At 67.6% G+C, this 18,772-nt stretch carries 19 protein-coding genes; 12 read left to right on the top strand and 7 right to left on the bottom strand.

What is annotated here, in order from left to right:
• Positions 1–30: 30 nt before the first annotated feature.
• Together ACIQK7_RS10105 and ACIQK7_RS10100 are read left to right on the top strand one after the other, a co-directional pair.
• The gene (locus ACIQK7_RS10105; protein ID WP_403024251.1) at positions 31–714 is read left to right on the top strand and encodes an NAD(P)H-hydrate epimerase; all 684 of its coding nucleotides are present in this window, start codon (positions 31–33) and stop codon (positions 712–714) included.
• Complete coding sequence (locus ACIQK7_RS10100) at positions 711–1,214, top strand: metallophosphoesterase family protein (protein WP_403024248.1); 504 nt, start codon at positions 711–713, stop codon at positions 1,212–1,214. The genes ACIQK7_RS10105 and ACIQK7_RS10100 overlap by 4 nt, the downstream gene beginning before the upstream one ends.
• 2 nt (positions 1,215–1,216) lie before the next feature.
• Here the strand turns inward: ACIQK7_RS10100 and ACIQK7_RS10095 are convergent, their stop codons facing one another.
• Positions 1,217–1,552, bottom strand: a complete 336-nt coding sequence (locus ACIQK7_RS10095; RefSeq protein ID WP_403024246.1) for a hypothetical protein — start codon at positions 1,550–1,552, stop codon at positions 1,217–1,219.
• An 83-nt stretch (positions 1,553–1,635) separates the two neighbouring features.
• Here ACIQK7_RS10095 and ACIQK7_RS10090 point away from each other — a divergent pair, with 83 nt between their 5' ends.
• The 4 genes from ACIQK7_RS10090 to ACIQK7_RS10075 all read left to right on the top strand — a co-directional run bounded on the left by ACIQK7_RS10090 (position 1,636) and on the right by ACIQK7_RS10075 (position 4,574).
• Positions 1,636–2,634, top strand: coding sequence for an NYN domain-containing protein (locus ACIQK7_RS10090; RefSeq protein ID WP_403024243.1), 999 nt, complete (start codon positions 1,636–1,638; stop codon positions 2,632–2,634).
• A gap of 48 nt (positions 2,635–2,682) precedes the next feature.
• Positions 2,683–3,348: a SatD family protein gene (locus tag ACIQK7_RS10085; RefSeq protein WP_403024240.1), complete on the top strand. Its 666-nt coding sequence runs from the start codon at positions 2,683–2,685 to the stop codon at positions 3,346–3,348.
• Positions 3,345–4,124: a hypothetical protein gene (locus ACIQK7_RS10080; RefSeq protein ID WP_403024237.1), complete on the top strand. Its 780-nt coding sequence runs from the start codon at positions 3,345–3,347 to the stop codon at positions 4,122–4,124. Before ACIQK7_RS10085 ends, ACIQK7_RS10080 begins: the two co-directional genes overlap by 4 nt.
• A 96-nt stretch (positions 4,125–4,220) precedes the next feature.
• A complete protein-coding gene (locus tag ACIQK7_RS10075; RefSeq protein WP_325210489.1) occupies positions 4,221–4,574 on the top strand; it encodes a VOC family protein in 354 nt (117 codons plus the stop codon).
• A 1-nt stretch (position 4,575) separates the two neighbouring features.
• On the opposite strand, the gene ACIQK7_RS10070 is transcribed toward ACIQK7_RS10075, so the two are convergent.
• Positions 4,576–5,616, bottom strand: a complete 1,041-nt coding sequence (locus ACIQK7_RS10070; RefSeq protein WP_403024234.1) for an LLM class flavin-dependent oxidoreductase — start codon at positions 5,614–5,616, stop codon at positions 4,576–4,578.
• A 102-nt stretch (positions 5,617–5,718) separates the two neighbouring features.
• Between ACIQK7_RS10070 and ACIQK7_RS10065 the strand changes: the two genes are divergently transcribed.
• From ACIQK7_RS10065 to ACIQK7_RS10055, 3 genes are all read left to right on the top strand, one after another.
• Positions 5,719–5,931 (top strand): hypothetical protein, encoded by a 213-nt coding sequence (locus ACIQK7_RS10065; RefSeq protein ID WP_325210491.1) that lies wholly within the window; start codon positions 5,719–5,721, stop codon positions 5,929–5,931.
• Between the two features lie 74 nt (positions 5,932–6,005).
• On the top strand, positions 6,006–6,941 hold the full coding sequence (locus ACIQK7_RS10060) for a serine/threonine-protein kinase (protein WP_403024230.1): 936 nt from the start codon (positions 6,006–6,008) through the stop codon (positions 6,939–6,941).
• Positions 6,938–7,732 carry an alpha/beta fold hydrolase gene (locus ACIQK7_RS10055; RefSeq protein WP_403024227.1) on the top strand — a complete coding sequence of 265 codons (795 nt, stop codon included), beginning with the start codon at positions 6,938–6,940 and terminating at the stop codon, positions 7,730–7,732. The genes ACIQK7_RS10060 and ACIQK7_RS10055 overlap by 4 nt, the downstream gene beginning before the upstream one ends.
• A gap of 47 nt (positions 7,733–7,779) precedes the next feature.
• Here ACIQK7_RS10055 and gatB read toward each other — a convergent pair whose 3' ends face one another.
• From gatB to ligA, 5 genes are all read right to left on the bottom strand, one after another.
• Positions 7,780–9,309 carry an Asp-tRNA(Asn)/Glu-tRNA(Gln) amidotransferase subunit GatB gene (gatB, locus tag ACIQK7_RS10050; protein ID WP_403024224.1) on the bottom strand — a complete coding sequence of 510 codons (1,530 nt, stop codon included), beginning with the start codon at positions 9,307–9,309 and terminating at the stop codon, positions 7,780–7,782.
• Positions 9,309–10,850 (bottom strand): Asp-tRNA(Asn)/Glu-tRNA(Gln) amidotransferase subunit GatA, encoded by a 1,542-nt coding sequence (gene gatA, locus ACIQK7_RS10045; protein ID WP_403024221.1) that lies wholly within the window; start codon positions 10,848–10,850, stop codon positions 9,309–9,311. The genes gatB and gatA overlap by 1 nt, the downstream gene beginning before the upstream one ends.
• Positions 10,847–11,179 carry an Asp-tRNA(Asn)/Glu-tRNA(Gln) amidotransferase subunit GatC gene (gene gatC, locus ACIQK7_RS10040; RefSeq protein WP_147721556.1) on the bottom strand — a complete coding sequence of 111 codons (333 nt, stop codon included), beginning with the start codon at positions 11,177–11,179 and terminating at the stop codon, positions 10,847–10,849. Before gatC ends, gatA begins: the two co-directional genes overlap by 4 nt.
• 57 nt (positions 11,180–11,236) lie before the next feature.
• Entirely contained in the window at positions 11,237–12,601 is a 1,365-nt protein-coding gene (locus tag ACIQK7_RS10035) for an alpha/beta hydrolase (RefSeq protein ID WP_403024217.1), read from the bottom strand.
• A 96-nt stretch (positions 12,602–12,697) separates the two neighbouring features.
• Entirely contained in the window at positions 12,698–14,956 is a 2,259-nt protein-coding gene (ligA, locus tag ACIQK7_RS10030) for an NAD-dependent DNA ligase LigA (protein WP_403024214.1), read from the bottom strand.
• A 112-nt stretch (positions 14,957–15,068) separates the two neighbouring features.
• Between ligA and ACIQK7_RS10025 the strand changes: the two genes are divergently transcribed.
• The 3 genes from ACIQK7_RS10025 (at position 15,069) to ACIQK7_RS10015 (ending at position 18,762) form a co-directional block, all read left to right on the top strand.
• Entirely contained in the window at positions 15,069–16,721 is a 1,653-nt protein-coding gene (locus ACIQK7_RS10025) for an ABC transporter substrate-binding protein (RefSeq protein ID WP_403024212.1), read from the top strand.
• Positions 16,722–16,798: 77 nt separating this feature from the next.
• Positions 16,799–17,803 (top strand): ABC transporter permease, encoded by a 1,005-nt coding sequence (locus ACIQK7_RS10020; protein ID WP_403024209.1) that lies wholly within the window; start codon positions 16,799–16,801, stop codon positions 17,801–17,803.
• A complete protein-coding gene (locus tag ACIQK7_RS10015) occupies positions 17,800–18,762 on the top strand; it encodes an ABC transporter permease (RefSeq protein ID WP_403024206.1) in 963 nt (320 codons plus the stop codon). The genes ACIQK7_RS10020 and ACIQK7_RS10015 overlap by 4 nt, the downstream gene beginning before the upstream one ends.
• The last annotated feature ends 10 nt before the right edge of the window (positions 18,763–18,772 follow it).

Here is an 18,772-nt window from a genome sequence, read left to right as displayed (position 1 = left end):
CACGCTACGCGCCGACGTAAGGTTCTTGCTATGCACGCCTACCTCGCCTCCCAGGTGCACGATGCCGAGGCTCCCTTCCTCGCCGCCGGAGTCCCGCTCATGGCGCGGGCCGCCGCCGCGCTCGCCGAGGAAGTGGCGAGGCTGTTGCCGCAGCAGGGAAGCGTCCTGTTGCTCGTCGGCGCCGGCAACAACGGCGGCGACGCGCTCCTGGCGGGCGCCGAACTGGCCCGCACGGGCCACCGAGTGCACATCCTGCCCACCTCGACGCGGCTCCACGAGGAGGGCCTGAGCGCGGCCGTCGGCGCAGGGGCGACGGTCGAAGACGCGGATGCTTCGGCTCGCCTCGCCCGCTCCTGCGACGTGCTCGTCGACGGGATCGTGGGCACCGGTTCCGCGGGAGACCCCGCCCTGCGCGGGGCCGCCCGCGCCATCGTGGAGTCGGTGTTGCCGGTCATACGCGAGCCGAAGCATCCGCTCGTCGTCGCCGTCGACCTGCCGAGCGGCGTCGACCCCGACGACGGCACTGTGCCAGCACCCGCCGTGCTGCCCGCCGACCTCACGGTCACCTTCGGCGCCATGAAGGTCGGGCTGCTGCGGCCACCGGCGCGCGCGTATGCGGGCCGCATCGTCGTGGTCGATATCGGCATCGGCGCGGAGCTCGCGAAGATGGAGCCCGCGGCGCACTACGAGCTCGCGGAGGCGGAGACGGCATGACAAGACTTCTCCTGATCGCCGATACGCACGTGCCGAAACGCGCTTTGCGCATCCCCGAGCAGGTATGGCGCGCGGTGGATGGCGCTGACGTCGTGATCCACGCGGGCGACTGGGTCGAGGCATCCGTGCTCGACGAGCTGGAGGCGCGCGCGACGCGCCTGATCGGGGTGTGGGGCAACAATGATGGCGAGGAACTCAGGCGTCGACTGCCGGAGGTTGCGCACGAGACGATCGGGGGCATCCGTTTCTCGGTCGTGCACGAGACGGGCGCCGCGCAGGGTCGCGAGAAACGCTGCGAGGCGGCGTTCCCCGACACCGATGTGCTCGTCTTCGGGCACAGCCACATCCCGTGGGACACGACGACACCGCGGGGGCTGCGCCTGCTCAACCCCGGGTCGCCGACCGATCGACGCAGGCAGCCGCAGTGCACCATGATGACGGCGGTCGCTTCCGACGGTGAGGTGCACGACGTCGAGTTGGTCACCGTCGACCGCGGCTGACCCTACTTTTTGAGCGCGCGGATGACTCGGCTCAGCGCCTTTCCTGCAACCCAGGTGAGCGGGATCGAGACCGCCAGGAGCGGTATGAGTGCTGGAGCGAATCGCGGGCCGTTGGGCCCCGGCACGAACATGCCGAGGGGAATGCTCGCACCCCCGCCACCGCCGCCCTCGCCCTGCTCGGCGCTGTCATCGCCCCCAGACCCACCTCCGAACCCGAAGGTGACGAGGGAGACGGGCACCGCGTCGACTCCGCCGATCTGCACCTTCTCTCCGTAGTTGACCTTGGCGCCCAGCGACGAGGTGACGCGCTCCGAAAGTTTCTCCACGATGTTCGTCATGGCGACGACGATAGCCCTCGCGTGCCCGCAGGCCCAGCGCCCGCGTGGTTCCGTCTCTCAGCCGGAGGCAGCAGACTGTGCATATGCCTGAAACGACAGAGGGACGCGTCGCCGTCTACATCGACTTCGACAACATCGTCATCAGCCGTTATGACCAGATCCACGGTCGCGGGCACTTCATCAAGGAGCAGATCCGCAGCATCACGGCCGACAGCGTTCGCGACGACCGAGATCTCGCAGCACGACTCGAGCGCGCGACCGTCGACATCGGCGCGGTGCTCGACTACGCGTCATCCTTCGGCTCGATCGTCATCAGCCGCGCCTACGCAGACTGGTCGATCGAGGTCAACGCCAGCTACAAGGGCCAGCTCATGGAGCGTGCGGTCGATCTTGTGCAGCTGTTTCCCGCCGTCAAGTCGATGAAGAACGGTGCTGACATCCGCCTCGCGGTCGATGTCGTCGAAGATCTCTTCCGCCTTCCAGATCTCACCCATGTCGTGATTGTGGCGGGCGACAGCGACTACATCCCTCTCGCCCAGCGCGCGGCGCGACTGGGGCGCTACGTCGTCGGCATCGGAGTCGCCGGTTCAACGAGCAAGTTCCTCGCCGCCGCCTGCGACGAGTTCGCCGACTACGACGCACTCCCCGGTATCAGTGACGATGAGCCAGTCGAGGTGGAGGCGCCGGAGCCGGACCCGAAGACGACGGATGCCACCGCCCCTGCCGATGCGTCCGGCAACGGTCGCGCTCGCCGACGCGCCAACCCCAAGGCCTCCTCGGACAGCACGACCCCGTCTGCGCCCAGCAAGCGTGCCAAGCAGGCAGCACAGCAGGCAGCATCCGCCCTCCTGACTCGCGCGCTCAGGCTCGGCCACGCGAAGGACGATGCTGATTGGCTCGTGAGCTCCTCGGTGAAGAACCAGATGTTGCGGATGGACCCGTCGTTCCAGGAGTCTGCGCTGGGCTACAAGAGCTTCACCGAGTTCCTGACCTCGCGCGGGAACATCGTGCAGGTGAAGCAGGACGGCCAAATGCGCCTGCTTCGCCTTCGCGGCAAGGATGACGAGGACGCGAACGACTAAATAAGCTCAAACCTTATATTCGCCGAGAATTAGCTCTATGCTTATGCCATGGAGCTTCCGGAACGAGCCATAGCGATCATCGCTGACGTCTCGCGGTCGCGCAGCCACCCCGACCGACGGGCGCTGCAAGACGCTGTCGAGACCGCCTTCGCCCGCGCGTCCGCGGAATTGGAACACATCGAGCCCCTCCATGCGACCGTCGGCGACGAGTTCCAGGCGATCCACCGCGACCTCGCTGGTGCCGTACGGCTCACGCTCCTTGCTCGCCTCGCACTCCCGGAGGGAGTCGACTGCCGCTTCGGGCTCGGCCATGGCGAGCTCCGCTCGATCGGCAAGGGTGCCGTCGGCAGGCTTCAGGACGGCTCCGCGTGGTGGTCAGCGCGCGAGGCCGTCTCCGAGGCCCGCGAACGCGAGTACTCTCGACAGCCCTTCCTGCGCACCTGGTATCGAAGCGCGACGGATGCCCCGCTCGATGCGACCGCGCCGGCGTCAGATGCCATCGTCAACGCCTACCTCGTGACCCGGGACCACCTCGTCACGTCGATGTCTGCGAGGGAACGCCGCCTGCTGCTGGGGCAGCTTTTGGGCCGGACCCAGACGCAACTCGCCGACGACGAGGGCATCACCCAGTCGGCCGTATCGCAGAATCTCCGCCGCAGTGGCGCGGCTGCAGTGCTCGCCGGTGAGACGCTTGTCGCAGGAGGTCGTCCGTGATGCTCATTGCCCTGCTGTTCGTCTCTGTCGGCGTGGCCGACATCGCGCGCGAGCGCTTCCGTAAGCCGGCCGGGCCGCTCGTGGGCGCTGCCGCGGGCGCAATCGCCGCCGTGCTCGTGGCCCTGGGCCTCGGCATCCCACTTGCATGGAGCCTCGCAGTCATCGGCGTCATGCTGGCCTGGGTCGCCTCCACCGCGCTGCCATCGAGCGGCCAGAGCAGCTACCTCAAGCTCGCGATACTTGGCGCCGCGACAGTCGCGGCGTGGGCCTTTCCCGTCGTGCAAGCGGATCACAAGGGGGCGATCGCGGCCTGGTACCGGAACCTCCCCTACGAGGTCGCTGGAGAGATCGGCTTCGAGACCTTCGTTCTCGCGGCCGCCAGCGTGCTGCTGTTGCTCGAGACATCGAACATCATCGTGCGGCTCATCCTGGCAGCGGTGCCTCGCGCAACGTCCACCTCGCCGCTTCCGGCCCCACCAACTCGCCGCTCCTGGTTCTCCCGGTCGCAGCCCGCCGTGAGCCCTGCCCCGACGGCCGAACTCCCACTCAAGGGCGGGCGCATCCTCGGCCCCTTCGAGCGGGTGTTTCTCTTCGCCCTCATCCTGGCTGGCCAGTTCACGGCGCTCGCAGCGCTCGTTGCGGCAAAGGGCATCATCCGATTCCCGGAGATCTCGAAAGACACCGCTCACGGTGCAAAGGCCGAGTATTTCCTCGTCGGAAGTTTCGCCAGCTGGGGCGTTGTGCTCGCCGTCGCGGTACTGCTGCAACTCACGTGAGGTCGCCTACAACATCACCGCAGAGCTTCTATCTCCGAGTTATCAGCGCTGGGCTAATCCCTTGAATGCGAAGCAGCCGCAGCGCATACTGGCGGCATGCTGACGATCGGGTCCGTCGTGTTGGGAGTCCGCGACATCCCCACTGCCGTCGAGTTCTGGTGCACCGCGCTCGACTATCAGACGCGCGAGCAGCCCGAGGTGGACTGGGCCACACTCATCCCCCGCAATGGCGTCGGCGTGCCCATCTCGCTCATGCAGGTGACATCGGATGCCCGGACGCACCGTCGGCACCACCTCGACCTCTACGCGGCCGACCAGCAGGCAGAGGTCGCGCGGCTCCTCGCCCTGGGCGCGCACGAGGTGCACGACTGGGAGTACGAGGATGACGCGGACTACGTCGTGCTCGAGGACCCAGACGGCAACCGCTTCTGCGTCGTGGACAAGGGCTAACTCACGCTTCTGCCGCGAGCAGCTCCCGCACGCGGGGCACGACCTCGCGACCGTAGAGCCCGATTGACGACATCAACTGCGCGTGGGGCATCGTGCCATTGGCGTACTTCAGATCGAAACGGGAGAGGCCGAGCCCACGCACCGTCCGCACGATCTTGTGCGCGACGGTCTCTGGAGAGCCGACGAAGAGAGCGCCCTGGGCGATCTCTTGCTCGTACTCCGCGCGCGTCATGGGCGGCCACCCGCGCTCCCGGCCGATGTTGTCGCGATTCGCCTTGAAGTGCGGGAACAGCTCCTCGGCGGCCTGCTCGTCGCTCGCGGCGACATGCCCGGGCGAGTGAGCGCCGATCGGCAACTCTTCCCGTTCGAACTGGGCGAGCGCGCGCTTGTAGAGATCGGCGTATGGGGCGAAGCGGAGGGGATCGCCGCCGATGATTGCGAGCATGAGCGGCAGGCCATAGTGGGCGGCGCGCACGACCGACTCGGGGCTGCCGCCGACGCCGACCCAGGTCTTGAGCGTGCCACTCTCGAGCTTCGGATAGACGTGTTGCTCGGCAAGCGGCGAACGCATGGTGCCCGACCAGGTCACCGCGTCGTTCTTGATGAGCTCGCTGAAGAGTTCGATCTTCTCCTCGAAGAGCTGCTGGTAGTCCCCCATGTCAAACCCAAAGAGCGGGAACGACTCTGTGAAGGATCCCCGACCGATGATGACTTCGGCGCGCCCATTCGACAGTGCGTCGACCGTGCTGAAGCGTTCGAACACGCGAACGGGATCGTCTGAACTGAGCACCGTCACGGCGGAGCCGAGCTTGATGCGTGAGGTGCGCGTCGCGATGCCCGCGAGCACGACTTCGGGAGCAGACACGGCAAAGTCGCTGCGGTGGTGCTCGCCGATGCCGATGAAGTCGACACCGAGCTCGTCTGCCAGCACTGCCTGCTCGACGATATTGCGAATGCTTTCGGCATGCGACAGCGCTCCACCGTCTGCATCAGCCATGACATCTCCGAAGGTGTCGAGTCCTAGTTCAATCTGCGCGCTCACGAGACCCTGCAATCTTTTTCATCGAGTTTCATACGTTGACATATACACTGAACTCGCACACCACCCGGCGTATTCCCTTTCAGCTCCGACGACAATGGATTCATGAGCACATCACCAGACCGCCGCTCCAACTTCCGCACCCTCGCTGCGTGGGCCGTCGCATCCGTTTCAATCGTGCTCGCCATGCTCTTCGCTGGTCTGCTTCTCCGTGACCCTGGCCTCGTCTCGGCCTGGGTCGGACTCGCGTGCTTCGGCATTGCCGCAGTCGGGGCCATCACGACGGTGGAGATCGAGCGCAGGGCACGCCGCAACTGAGCCGCGGCTCCGCAATTATCACGAAACGATATCGGCCGATGCAGGAGCGTGAGGCGCGGGGTTAGCCTGCGTCCATGAGTCACGACGCTGCACACGACAGCGCCGTACTGCTGGGCGGTCGCTATCGCCTGGGTCCGGCGCTCGGCGTCGGAGGGATGGCCTCGGTGCATCGCTCGCGAGACATGCTGCTCGGCCGTGAGGTTGCCATCAAGGTCTATCGATCGGCCGCACTCGACCAGGCCGAGATCGATCGACAAGAAGCCGAGATCCGCACGATCGCAGGACTCAACCACCCCGGTCTTGTGACCGTGCTCGACGCCGGCGTCTACCTGCCGCACCCTGACACGCCCACGATCTTCCTTGTGATGGAACTCCTCCGGGGTGGCAACCTCCATGAGCGCTTGCGACGCGGCAAGCTCGACTCCCTCGAGGCCGCGCTCATCGGCTACGACATCGCCAGCGCCCTGAACTACCTTGCCGAGCGCAACGTCGTGCATCGCGACATCAAGCCGGCCAACATCCTGCTCGTGACCTACGCCAGCACCGACACGCGCACCTACGCCAAGCTCATCGACTTCGGGATCGCAAAGAGCGACGGCCGCCCCGAGATCGCGACTCCCGGGACCGCAACGGGCACCGCACCCTACCTGAGCCCCGAGCAGGCGAGTGGTGACGAACTCGGGCCGCCCAGCGACGTGTACTCGCTCGGACTTGTTCTGCTGGAATGCCTCACGGGCGTTCGTGCCTTCCCCGGAGACTCAATCCCCTCCGCGGTTGCACGACTCATGCGGGATCCCGACGTGCCGAAAGACCTGCCTGAGGAGTGGCGCACACTGCTGGCCGCCATGACAGCACGCAAGCCAGAGGATCGGCCCGCACTCAGCGATGTGGTGCTGGGTCTCCGCACCATTGTGGTCGGCGAACTCGCCCGCACCCACGATCAGGCTTCTGAGCCCTCGGATGAGGCGGAGGCAGCGGACACGAGCGACGCTGACGTGGCAGCTTCGTGACCGAACACGCTCGTCGCTCTGTCGCCTCGCACGACGGACTGCGGCTCACGGTGCACGAGTTCGGGGAGCCCGACGCTCCCGCGGTGCTCGCGCTGCACGGCTTCGCATCGAGCGCGATCGCCAACTGGCGAAGCACTGGGTGGGTCCGCGATTTGAGCCGGGCCGGACACCGCATCCTTGCCCTCGACCAGCGCGGACACGGCGAGAGCGACGCCCCGCACGATCCCGCGTACTACTCGATGGATCGATTCGCCCGCGATGTGTCGACAGTCGTCGAGGACTACGGCTTGTCTGACGTCGCGCTGCTCGGGTATTCGCTCGGTGCGCGCGTGAGCTGGCTCACAGCATCCAAGTTCCCCCATCTCGTGCGGCGTGCCGTGCTGGGAGGACTGCCCTCGGGCGACCCGCTGGAGCGCTTCGATCTGGCGGCAGCGCGGGATCTCGTCCGCCTGGGACGGCCAATCGACGACGCGCTCACGGCAACCTTCATGCGCATGGCATCGACCCTTCCGGACAATGACCTCGAGGCTCTTGTCGCCGTCGTGGAGGGCCTTCGCAGCGGCCCCCAGGTCAACATCGCGCAGGCTCCACGCCAAGCACTCCTGCTCGCGACCGGCACGGAGGATCCCCTCCTCGAGCAGTCCCGCTCGCTCAGCGAGGCGGCGCCGGATGCCTCATTCCTCGAGCTTCCCGGCCGCCACCACTTCAACGCGCCCACCTCCCGCGACTTCCGTCACGCGGCCATCGAGTTCTTGTCCCCGAACCGTCAGGACGTCGGGCCGATGCAGTGACGCCGCCGCCCATGAACGGGCGACGGCGTCATGCGAGCGGGTAACTACTACTGGGCAGCGCGCTCCAACACGAGCTCACGCACGCGCGCGGCATCCGCCTGGCCCTTCATTGCCTTCATGACGGCACCGATGATCGCACCGGCGGCCTGCACCTTGCCGTCGCGGATCTTCTCGAGCACGTCGGGCTGCGAGGCGAGTGCCTCATCGATCGCGGCGACGAGCGCGCCGTCATCAGAGACGACGGCGAGACCGCGCGCCTTCACGACATCCTGCGGCGATCCCTCCCCCGCAATGACGCCTTCGAGCACCTGGCGCGCGAGGCGGTCGGTCAGTGCGCCGTCCTCGACCATCGCGACGAGCTCGGAGACCTGCATGGGCGAGACAAGCGTTGCCGCGTCGACGCCACGCTCGTTCGCGATGCGGGCGATCTCGCCCGTCCACCACTTGCGGGCGGCGTGAGCGGATGCCCCGGCCGCCGTCGTGGCCTCGACCTCGTTGAGCAGGCCCGAGTTGACGACATCCTGGAACTCGAGGTCGGTGAAGCCCCAAGCCTCCTTGAGGCGACGGCGACGCACGGCGGGCGGCTCGGGAAGGGCTGCTCGCAGTTCCTCGATCAGCTCGCGCGACGGCTCGACGGGCACGAGGTCGGGCTCGGGGAAGTAGCGATAGTCGTCGGCGTCGCTCTTTGGGCGACCTGCAGAGGTCACGCCCGTGTCCTCGTGCCAGTGGCGCGTCTCCTGGATGATGGTGCCGCCCTTCGCAAGGATGGCCGCCTGCCGCTGGATCTCGTAGCGGATCGCCCGCTCGACACTGCGCAGGCTGTTGACGTTCTTCGTCTCGGTGCGCGTGCCAAGCGGAGCCGGATCCTCGCCGGGTGCCGTGCGCGGGCGCAGTGAGACGTTGGCATCGCAGCGGAGGTTGCCGCGCTCCATGCGCGCCTCAGAGATGCCGAGGCCGATGACGATGTCGCGGATGGTCGCGACATAGGCCTTCGCGAGCTCGGGGGCACGGTGCTCAGCGCCGAAGATCGTCTTGGTGACGATTTCCACGAGCGGCACACCCGCACGGTTGTAGTCGACGAGCGAGTACTCAGCGCCCTGGATGCGACCGGTCGCGCCACCGACGTGCGTCAGCTTGCCGGCGTCCTCCTCCATGTGGGCGCGCTCGATCGGCACCTCGAAACGCGTACCGTCGGCGAGTTCCACCTCGACGGCACCCTCGAATGCGATGGGCTCGTCGTACTGGCTGATCTGGTAGTTCTTCGCGAGGTCCGGGTAGAAGTAGTTCTTGCGGGCGAAACGCGATGACGGCGCGATCTCGCAGCCGAGCGCGAGGCCCAGGCTGATCGAGTACTTGACGGCCTGCTCGTTGACCACGGGCAGCGAACCGGGCAGTCCGAGGTCGACGGGCGTGATCATGGTGTTGGGCTCGCCCGTGCCGCCGTCCGCGGCTGCCGGGTTGGGGGCATCCGAGAACATCTTCGTCTTGGTGTTGAGTTCGACGTGCACCTCGAAACCCAGTACGGGCTCGAAGAGCTCGAGGGCCTTGTCGAAGTCCATCAGTTCTGCCTTGGCCATCAGACCGCTCCCTCCTGAGCCGCGAAGTCCTCACCAAAGGCGAGGTTTGGTGCCTTGCTGAGCAGCGGATGTCCCCACTGCTCCTCGAAGAGCGACTCGAGCGCCGCGCCGACCGTGTACAGGCGGGCATCCTCGCGCACAGGAGCCATGATCTGCAGGCCCGTGGGGAGCCCATCTTCCTCGGCGAGGCCCATCGGCAGGCTCATGCCGGGCACGCCAGCGAGGTTCGCAGGAATCGTCGTGACGTCGTTGAGGTACATCGCGAGCGGGTCGTCGAGCTTCTCACCGAGCTTGAACGCCGTCGTGGGCGCCGCCGGCGAGACGAGCACGTCGGCCTGCGTGAAGGCAGCGTCGAAGTCGCGCTGGATGAGCGTGCGCACCTTCTGCGCGCTGCCGTAGTAGGCGTCGTAGTAGCCCGCGCTGAGCGCATAGGTGCCCAGGATGATGCGGCGCTTGACCTCATCGCCGAAGCCCTGCTCGCGCGTCGCCGCCATGACCTCCTCGACCGTCCCGCCGTTCGGCAGCTTCGCGCGCATGCCGAAACGCACGGAGTCGAACTTGGCAAGGTTGCTCGAGGCCTCCGCAGGGAGGATCAGGTAATAGGCCGCGATCGCGTAGTCGAAGCTGGGAGTCGAGACCTCGACGATCTCGGCACCGGCCGCGGCCATCGTGTCGAGCGCCTTGAGGAACAGCGAGTGGACGCCGGGCTGGAATCCCTCCCGGTCGAGCTCCTTGACGACGCCGACCCGCACGCCGGCGAGCGAACGCGACTTGGCGCCGGCGCGAGCCGCCTCGGCGAAACTCGGCCACGCATCGCGCAGCGACGTCGAGTCGCGCGGGTCGTGCCCTCCGATGACGTCGTGCAGCAGGGCCGCGTCGAGCACCGTGCGCGTGACGGGACCGATCTGGTCGAGCGACGAGGCAAGCGCGATCGCACCGTAGCGCGAGACGCCGCCGTAGGTCGGCTTGACGCCCACAGTGCCGGTCACGGCGCCGGGCTGGCGGATCGAGCCGCCCGTGTCGGATCCGAGGGCGAGGGGCGCCTCGAAGGCCGCGACGGCCGCAGCTGAACCGCCACCCGAGCCGCCGGGGATTCGCTCGAGGTCCCAAGGATTGCGCGTGGGGCCGTATGCCGAATGCTCGGTCGACGAGCCCATCGCGAACTCGTCCATGTTGGTCTTGCCGAGGGGAATCAGGTCGGCGTCGCGCAGCCGACGCACGACCGTCGCGTCATACGGCGGCACCCAGCCCTCGAGGATCTTCGACCCGGCGGTCGATGGCATGTCGATCGTGCACAGCACGTCCTTGATCGCGACGGGCACTCCCGCAAGCGGCGACAGCGTCTCGCCCGCCGCGCGTCGGGCGTCGACCGCTGCGGCGGTCTCGATCGCGGCATCCGACACGTGGAGGAACGCGTGCACGTCGCCGTCCACCGCGGCGATGCGGTCGAGGTGGGCCTGCGTCGCCTCGACGCTCGACACCTCGCCACTCGAGAGCTTCTCCGCGAGCGCGGCCGCGGTGAGGGTGGTCAGGTCGGTCACTGTTCTTCTCCCAGGATCGCGGAGACGGCAAAGCGCGTGCCGTCGTGCTCGGGCGCGCCCGCAAGCGCCTGCTCAGTCGTCAGCGTCTCCCCCACGACATCGTCGCGGAAGACGTTCGACAGCGGGATCGGGTGCGAGGTCGCCGGGACGTCGGGCGTCGCGATCTCGGAGACCTTCGCGATCGAATCGACGATGGCACCGAGTTCACCGGTCAACTTGTCGATCTCCTCGGGAGTGAGGGCGATTCGCGCAAGGTTGGCGAGGTGCGCAACCTGTTCCGGCGTGATCTGCTCGTGCGGCGCGGGGCGCCCTGTCGAGTTCTGGGACATGCGGCTCCAAGTGGATGTGCGGGGGTTCGGGCCCCAGTCAGGGCCAATCGGCCAATTCTATCCGGCGGCCAGGAGCTGCTGGCCCGAGGTGCCTGTCACACGCTCCCCGAGACCGAGCCCGATGAGCGCGAAGTTGCGCATCGATTCGGAGTGTTTCGCGAAATACCCGAGGTGCCCCGTGACCGCCGCGAGGGTCTCGCCCGTTGCGTCATCGATTCCGCCCGCGACACCCATGACGATGGCACCGAAATCAGGGGCGCCCGGGTCCGCACCGTGGATTGCGGTGTCGACGATCGGGTCCCAGTTCGCCTCCGCGACGAAGACCGTTCCCTCCGCGAGCCCGAAGTCGGCCGCGCGCTCGACGCCGACTCCCGGCGAACCCGCGATCGCGATCGCATCGATGTCGAGCGTCCCCCGGGCGAGGGAGAGCGACGCCGCGGTCGAACCGTAGGAATGGGCGATGAGGGAGACGTGCGGTTGGTCGGCGCCTCTCGCCTCGCGAAGGCCCGCGACCGTGGCATCCAGCTGCTCCGCGCCCTCCCGGGCCTTGTCGAGGGTGCCGACCGTGAAGATGTCGGGGGTCTCGTAGCCCATCCACGCCACGGTCGCGAAGCTGGCGCTGGCAACGGATGCTTCCTCCGACACGCCTCGCACGAGGCCCGCCTTGTCGCGGTGGATATCGAGGGCGATCTCCGTCCAGTCCACGATCTGGCCCTCGACCGTGAAGAACATCCCGGGCACGAGGTAGCTGACGTAGTCGGCGACATCGAGATCACCGAGCGCCACGACGGCGCGGCCCGGCCACGTGTCATCGACCGCGATAAGGGAACGCATGGGCGCCGCCTGCCCCGGGCCGAGCGCCTTTTCGATCTCGCGGAGCATCGACAGGCGGGACTCCGCCTCGTGCCGCGCCGAACGCCCCGTGGTCGAGGCGACGTCAACTTCGAGTTGCCGCAGCGAGCTCTGGAGGAAGGCACGGTTCGCCGTGTCGCGGACGGCGTAGGGCATGCCCTCGAGGTTGCCGAGGAGGCGAGGAAGCGTGCGCAGCAGGCTGTGCCGCTGTCCGGCGGGCACGCTCGACCACCAGCCGGCCACGACGGATGCGGGCGGCGGCTCGCTGAGTAGGGCAGCCACCGCCTCGGGGTGGCCGCGCGCGAAACGTTCGAGGCTCACGATGTCGCTCAGCGCAAGCGCGTGGAGGAGTTCGGCACCCATGAGCCCGGCAAGCTCATCCGGCGTCACCGCCGACTCGTCGGAGAGGGTGGGAAGTCCGCTGACGGTCGCGTTGTAGGCGACGGCCTGTGCCCTTGTGGCCGGTGCTTGCGGGCCTTTCGTGGGCTCGTCGAAGGTGGCGACGAGAGTCGACGCGAGTCCGAGGAGGATGGTCGATGCCGCGATCAGCGCCACAAGACGAGGCAGCACGGGTAGCCCTTCTGCCGAGCGATCGGACAGTTCCGTGTTGAGTCTACTTCGGGTCTGCCGCGAATGGGCTACTGCGCTCGCGCGAGCGGCCAGCCGTCAGAGGTTGTTCTCGAGCCCGGCAGGCCCCTCGCGCACGAGGATCGCGAACTGGGCCGCGTCGATGATGCGAAGGCCGAGCTCCTCGGCCTTTGCGAGCTTCGAACCAGCGCCCGGCCCCGCCGCGACGAAGTCGGTCTTCTTCGACACGCTCGACGCCGCCTTGCCCCCGGCCGCGATGATCGCCTCCTGTGCACCCTCGCGGGTGAAGCCCTCGAGCGAACCGGTGGCCACGACCGTCAGGCCAGCAAGCGGACCGCCCGCAGCTGCCGCGGCCCCGGGCCCGGGATGCCCCGGCGTCGAGAACTGTACGCCGGCGGCAGCCCAGCGGTCCACGATCTCGCGGTGCCAGTCGACCTCGAACCAGTCGATGAGCGCGTCCGCGATGATGCCACCCACGCCGTCGACCGCCGCGAGCTCCTCGCGCGTCGCGGTGCGAATCGCGTCGAGCGAGCCGAAGTAGTCGGCGAGGGCTCTCGCGGCCACGGGCCCGACGTGACGGATGTTGAGGCTCACCAAGATGCGCCAGAGGGGCTTCGTCTTCGCCGATTCGAGGTTCTCGATGAGTTCGATCGCGCCCTTGGCCGGAACTGCGTGCTCGTCCCCAAAGAACTCGCCGGACTCGGGGTCGTATGGCGGGTCGCCCTTCTTGCGCTGGCGCTGAAACGGCGTGACAACCTTGGGTTCACCATCGTCGCCGAGCTTGACCATCCCGGTCTCGCTGTCGCGCACCTGCACCCTGATGGGAAAGAGATCGCGCACCGTGAGCTCGAAGAGGCCCGCCTCCGTCTCGAGCGGTGGCTCGGCGGGAAAGAGCGGCTGAGTGAGGGCCGCGGCGCTGACCTCGCCCAGGCCCTCGATGTCGAGCGCGCCGCGGCTGCCGACGTGCTCGACACGACCGCGCACCTGCGCTGGGCAGGCGCGCGCGTTGGGGCACCGGAGGTCGATATCGCCCTCCTTTGCCGGTCGCAGGGGCGTGCCGCACTCGGGGCAGTCGCTCGGCATGACGAATTCGCGTTCGGAGCCGTCGCGCAACTCGACGACGGGGCCGAGCACCTCGGGGATGACATCGCCCGCCTTGCGGAGCACGACCGTGTCGCCGATGAGCACGCCCTTCGCCTTGACGACGTCTTGATTGTGGAGCGTCGCCTGGCGCACCTCGCTGCCGGCGACGCGCACCTTCTCCATGACGGCGAACGGTGTTGCGCGACCCGTGCGTCCGACGCTCACGACGATGTCGAGCAGCTTCGTGTTGACCTGCTCCGGCGGATATTTGTAGGCGATCGCCCACCGCGGCGCTCGGCTCGTCGCCCCAAGCTCATCGTGCAGCGCGAGCTCATCGACCTTGATGACGATGCCGTCGATCTCGTGTTCCACCGAGGCCCGGTGCTCGCCATAGTGCTCAATGAAGGCCTCCACCTCGTTCGCCGTGCCGACGACGCGGTAGTGGGAGCTCGTGGGCAGACCCCACTGCGCGAGGAGTTCGTAGACCTGCGACTGCGCGGCGACGGGCGGGTTCGGCCAGGCACCGATGCCGTGCACGAGCATCCGGAGCGTCGACAGACGGCGGTGCATCTGGGCGAGCTTCTCGGCCGACTTGCCCTCGGCCTTCTGGCGCAGCGAGCCCGAGGCGGCGTTGCGGGGGTTGGCAAACACCCGTTCGCCCGCTTCGGCCTGCTCCGCATTCAGTTCGCGGAAGGCCTCGACCGGGATGAACACCTCACCGCGCACCTCGACGAGGGGCGGATGCCCCGTGCCGGCAAGCCGCTGCGGGATCGATTCGACGAGACGGATGTTCTCGGTGACGTCTTCCCCGGTGCGCCCGTCACCGCGCGTCGCGGCAGTCGTGAGCACGCCGTTCTCGTAGCGCAGGTTGATGGCCAGGCCGTCGATCTTGAGCTCGCACAGGTAGTCAATGTGGCGGTGCGCGTCGCGCTCGACCTTCGCGGCCCACGCGCCGAACTCCTCGAGCGAGAAGACGTTGTCGAGGCTCAGCATGCGTTCCGCATGCTCCACGGGGTCGAAGAGCGTCTGCGCGCGACCCCCCACCGTCTGCGTCGGGCTGTCCTGCCCCTGGAGCTCAGGGAAGAGGCGCTCAAGCTCCTCGAGACGACGCATCATGGCGTCGTACTCCTCATCGGAGGCGAGCACCTCGTCCCGCTCGTAGTAGGCCTCGCGCAGTTCGAGGATGCGGGTCGTGAGCTGATCTGCCTCGGCCTTCGCCGACTCGAGCTCTGGAGGGGTCACGGACTCTGCCACGAGGTCAAGTGTATGTATGACCGCCGACACAGCGATCGAAACAATGCCGTAACCCACTTGGGGGGTAAAGTCATCGAAATCTGCACCATGCCCCTACCAACGGAGGATGTCCATGCACACAAGAACTCGCAGACAGCGCCGCCTCGGCGCTGTTGCCGGCACCGCGCTCGGCGCAATGCTCGTGACGGGTTGCGTCGCGAGCGAGCGGGGCGAAGACTCGGGGGACGCAGCGGGCACCTTCGTGTTCGCCGCATCCGCGGAGCCCGTCACGCTCGATCCGGCTTTCGCCAACGACGGCGAGACCTTCCGCGTCGCCCGGCAGATCTTCGAGGGCCTCGTCGGTGTCGAACAGGGCAGCGCTGACCCCGCTCCCCTGCTCGCGGAGTCTTGGGAGGGCAGCGACGACGGCCTGAGCTATACCTTCGAACTCAAGGAGGGCGTGACCTTCCACGACGGCACCGAGTTCAATGCCGAGGCCGTGTGCTACAACTTCGACCGCTGGCACAACTTCGAGGGCATCGCGCAGAGCCCGAGCGCCTCGTACTACTACAACAACCTCTTCAAGGGTTTCGCCGGTGACGAAGGCGCGGTCTATGAGAGCTGCGAGGCACCGAGCGACAACGAGGCCATCGTGCACCTGACGCAGCCGTGGGCGGGCTTCATCGCCGCCCTGTCGCTCCCGTCGTTCTCGATGCAGAGCCCAACCGCCCTCCAGGAGTACGGCGCCGACGACATCGGCGGCACGGAGGAGGCCCCGAGCATCTCCACGTATGGTTCCGAGCACCCGACCGGCACGGGTCCCTTCACCTTCTCGTCGTGGGACGCCGGCTCGCAGGTCGAGCTCACCGCCTATGAGGACTACTGGGGCGAGCAGGGCGATGTCACGGATGTCATCTTCCGCGTCATCGACGACCCGAACGCGCGTCGCCAGGCGCTCGAGGCCGGCACGATCGACGGCTACGACCTCGTGTCACCTTCTGACACCGTCGCCCTCGAGGAGGACGGCTTCCAGATCATGCCTCGCGACCCCTTCACGATCCTCTACCTCGGCATCAACCAGGCGGTGCCGGAGCTGCAGGACGTGCGCGTGCGCCAGGCGATCAGCATGGCGATCGACAAGGAGCAGCTCGTCAACCAGACGCTGCCCGAGGGCACCGAACTGGCAACGCAGTTCATCCCGCCGGTCGTCTCGGGCTACAACGAGGACGTCACGACCTACGACTACGACGTCGACGCGGCCAAGGCGCTGCTCGCTGAGGCGGGCATCCCCGAGGGTTGGGAGCTGACCTTCAACTACCCGACCAACGTGTCGCGCCCCTACATGCCGAACCCGGAGGAGATCTTCACGGTCGTCAGCACCCAGCTCTCCGCCATCGGCATCACGGTCGTGCCCCAGGCGAATGAGTGGGGTGAGTACCTCGACATCATGCAGGGCAGCGCCGACCACGGCATCCACCTGCTCGGCTGGACGGGTGACTACAACGACACCGACAACTTCGTCGGCGTCTTCTTCGGCCAGCCCTCGATGGAGTTCGGTTTCGACAACCCGGAACTCTTCAACGCCCTGACGGAGGCGCGAGGCACCGCGACGATCGAGGACCAGCTGCCGCTGTACGAGGACATCAACCAGATGATCGCCGAGTACATCCCGGCCGTGCCCCTCGCCCACCCGGCGCCTTCGCTCGCGTTCAGCGAGCGAGTCGCCAGCTACCCCGTGAGCCCCGTCAATGACGAGGTCTACAACCTGGTCGAGCTGAACGACTAGTCCGCCATGATGGGGGCACCCCGCGGGGTGCCCCCATCACCGCGACCAGCCCCGGCTGGCCAACCCTGAGGATGCCTGTGCTCCAAGTGATCGCGAAGCGCCTAGCGCTCGTCGTGCCCACCCTCTTCGGCCTCTCGCTGCTGCTCTTCCTCTGGGTGCGGGCGCTCCCCGGCGGGCCCGCGAGTGCGCTCCTCGGTGAGCGCGCCACGCCGGAGCGCGTCGAACAGATCAACGAGCTCTACGGCTTCAACAAGCCGATCCACGAGCAGTACCTCACCTACATGGGCCGCTTGCTGAGTGGGGACTTCGGCGTCTCGATCCAGACCGGCCGGCCCGTGCTGGAGGAGTTCGCCAACCGCTTCCCCGCGACCATGGAACTCAGCATCGTCGCCCTCATCTTCGCGGTCGGCATCGGTGTCCCCCTCGGCTACATCTCCGCAAAGCGCTACGGCAGGCTTCCTGACCACGTCGCGGTCGTCGTGAGCCTCGTCGGCATCACGGTGCCCGTCTTCTTCCTCGCCTTCATCCTCAAGTACTTCTTCGCTGTGGAGCTCGGCTGGTTCCCGCCCGACGGTCGCATGGATGCCCGGATGGACGCGACCCACGTGACGGGCTTCTACGTGCTCGACGGCATCCTCACGGCCGAATGGGACGCCGCGTGGGATGCCTTCATGCACCTCGTCCTTCCCGGCATCGCCCTCGGCACGATCCCGCTCGCGATCATCGCGCGCATCACGCGGGCCTCCGTGCTCGAGACGCAGGGTGCCGACTTCGTTCGCACGGCGCGGGCGAAGGGACTTCACGCTTCCTCGATCCGCGACCGCTTCGTGCTGCGCAACGCCATGCTCCCCGTCGTCACGACGATCGGCCTCCAACTCGGCCTCCTCATCTCGGGAGCCGTGCTCACCGAGACGGTCTTCGCCTTCTCGGGCATCGGCCAGTTCCTCGCGACCGCGATCTTCCGGCGCGACTATCCCGTCCTCCAGGGATTCATCCTGTTCATCGCGGTGCTGTACGCCCTCATCAACCTGATCGTTGACGTGAGTTACAGCATCATCGACCCGAGGGTGCGTGTGCAGTGAGCTCCTACCTTCCCCCCGCCCCCGAATCCGGCACGGGCGCCACCGCCCCCTCGGGCGGCGCCGACTCGGCGCGCACGACCCGCGGTTCGAGCCTCTGGGGCGATGCGTGGCGCCGGCTCCGGCGCAACCCGCAGGCGATCGTGGGCGCCTCGATCGTGGCCGTGTTCGTGCTCGTCGCGATCCTCGCGCCCCTGCTCGCGCCCTACGGCGGCCAGGAGCTGCCCGGTGCACGATTCATCCGCCCCACCGTCATCCCGGGCATCGGCGAGGTGGAGGGCTTTGCGCTCGGCCTCGACCGCTTCGGCGGGGATGTGCTGAGCAAGCTCATCTGGGGCGCGCAGGCATCGCTGCTCATCGGCCTCATCTCGACCGCCCTCGGCTTGCTCGGCGGACTCCTGCTCGGCCTCGTCGCCGCGACCTTCGGCGGCTGGGTCGACAACGTCGTCATGCGCGTCGTCGACGTGCTCCTCTCGGTTCCGAACCTCCTGCTCGCCGTGAGCATCGCCGCGGTGCTGGGTCAGACTCCCTATGCCGTCATGATCGCGATCGCCGTGAGCCAGGTGCCGATCTTCGCCCGTCTCCTGCGCTCGTCGATGATCGCCCAGCAGAGTTCCGAGTATGTGCTCGCGGCGAAGTCACTCGGGCTCGGCAAGCCCGCAATCTCCTTCACGCATGTGCTGCCCAACAGCCTCGGCCCCGTCATCGTGCAGGGTACGCTCTCGCTCGCCACGGCCGTCATCGAGGCCGCCGCCCTCTCGTTCCTGGGCCTCGGCGGAGGGCGCCCGGAGACCGCCGAGTGGGGGCGGATGCTCACCTACGCGCAGAACGAACTCGCGATCGCGCCGCAGCTGGCCTTCCTCCCGGGTCTCTGCATTGCCATCACGGCGCTCGGCTTCACGCTGCTGGGAGAGTCCATGCGCGAAGCGCTCGACCCGCGCTCGGGAGCACGCCGCCGCTGACGCGTCAGCG

Source organism: Salinibacterium sp. GXW1014 (genome assembly GCF_044769865.1).
In the GTDB taxonomy this organism is placed as follows: domain Bacteria; phylum Actinomycetota; class Actinomycetes; order Actinomycetales; family Microbacteriaceae; genus Homoserinimonas.
This window is presented reverse-complemented; position numbering and strand designations above follow the sequence as displayed.